The 1,309-nt window shown below is 49.4% G+C and carries 2 protein-coding genes and 1 pseudogene; 1 reads left to right on the top strand and 2 read right to left on the bottom strand.

What is annotated here, in order from left to right; genetic code table 11:
* The coding region (locus tag ACTBDZ_RS17900; RefSeq protein WP_438816280.1) for a gp53-like domain-containing protein at nt 1–454 on the top strand (454 nt) is incomplete at its 5' end.
* On the opposite strand, the gene ACTBDZ_RS17895 is transcribed toward ACTBDZ_RS17900, so the two are convergent.
* Both ACTBDZ_RS17895 and ACTBDZ_RS17890 read right to left on the bottom strand, forming a co-directional pair.
* Nucleotides 371–979, bottom strand: a complete 609-nt coding sequence (locus ACTBDZ_RS17895) for a tail fiber assembly protein (RefSeq protein ID WP_438816279.1) — start codon at nt 977–979, stop codon at nt 371–373. The two genes, ACTBDZ_RS17900 and ACTBDZ_RS17895, sit on opposite strands and share 84 nt — an antisense overlap.
* Nucleotides 979–1,309: pseudogene (locus tag ACTBDZ_RS17890) on the bottom strand (hypothetical protein); the annotation flags it as partial. The pseudogene ACTBDZ_RS17890 and the gene ACTBDZ_RS17895, both read right to left, overlap by 1 nt.

Below are 1,309 nucleotides of genomic sequence, written 5' to 3'. Positions count from 1 at the left end.
TGGTGAGTACGTTTTCCATAAAGATGGCGGTTTTCGTGCCCCTTCTTCCGTGTATGCCGGAGCCGCAAGGATAGCCGCTGACGGCAATATCCACGGTTCGGTCTGGGGAGATGAGTGGCTGGACGCTTACCTGAGAAAGACCTTCCAGCCCAAAGGGGCCTACGGTCAACCGAATACGGCGAAGCGCGAGGTCAATGGATGGTGGAAATGCGGGGACACGGGGGTGATTATCCAGTGGGCAAGATATGGAAAAGATAAAGGGGCAGGAACCTATGATTTCCCGTTGCCCATGAAATTTCCCAATGCAGGATTGTTCTGTCTCGGCTATGTTGGCACTGCGCTGAACTATGACGCGGATGGTCAGTCGCAGTCAGCCCACCTGGTCGATAACGCGACCGTCAGGGTGACGGTGGATAACAGCCTTGAAACGGTGGTTCTGGCGATTGGTTTCTGAAGGAGGATCTGGCCAGTCGATATCCGGCGCGCTGCTGATATCGAGCCGATTAAGCAGCCCTCGGTATTTTTTCCACGCCAGCAGCGCCACTTTTTCGGCGTCTGTCGCCATGTCGAGGTCTGCGGCGTCCTGAAGTGGGGCTATAATTTTTGCTGCCTGTTCAAGTAGATAATCTCGCTTATGGGTAGCTTGCTCCATAAGTTCATCTGCCGTGTAGATGCGTGGAACAACCTGACCATTAAGAAAGCACCATTTTCGGTTAGCAGTTGCCTCTTTGGGCCATTCAGATACTTCTGCCACGCTGCACCCTTCAGGACAGAAGCCGCTGATATCGTAACCCATTGAACGTATTACACCGTTGGTTTCATACTCGATTTTCATTGTTTCTGGCTGAAAAGTTTTCTGGCACTCATACCAGTCTTGACCATCTTCTGAGATAAGAAAAATCGCACCAATAGAGCGTTCCAGCACTTTTTTATCAACAGAATCAGGGTGGTATCGTTTAAAGTTTTTAATGTTTTTCATCACATAAACCACACATTTATCCAGTTACCATTAATGTTTTTTTGAAGGACGCGCCGTTGAACAAAATCAACATATGCATCACCATTCCCGTTATACACGCCGGTAATCACATGCGACGGTTCATCACGATAGCCTGGTCCCTTCCATATCTGAACTTCCTGCATATGCCCCAATCGAATATCGCGCACAAAGGTATTATTTAGCCATCCGCTGAGATGCCCGCCCCATAATGATCCGTGGATATTGCCATCTTCTTGATAGGTCGCTCCTGCGGCATGGAGTGCCTGGGGAGAGTAAAAATGCCCGTTTTTATTGAATACCCAATCTCCG

It is taken from the genome of Symbiopectobacterium sp. (assembly GCF_051710365.1).
In the GTDB taxonomy this organism is placed as follows: Bacteria; Pseudomonadota; Gammaproteobacteria; order Enterobacterales; family Enterobacteriaceae; genus Symbiopectobacterium.
This window is presented reverse-complemented; position numbering and strand designations above follow the sequence as displayed.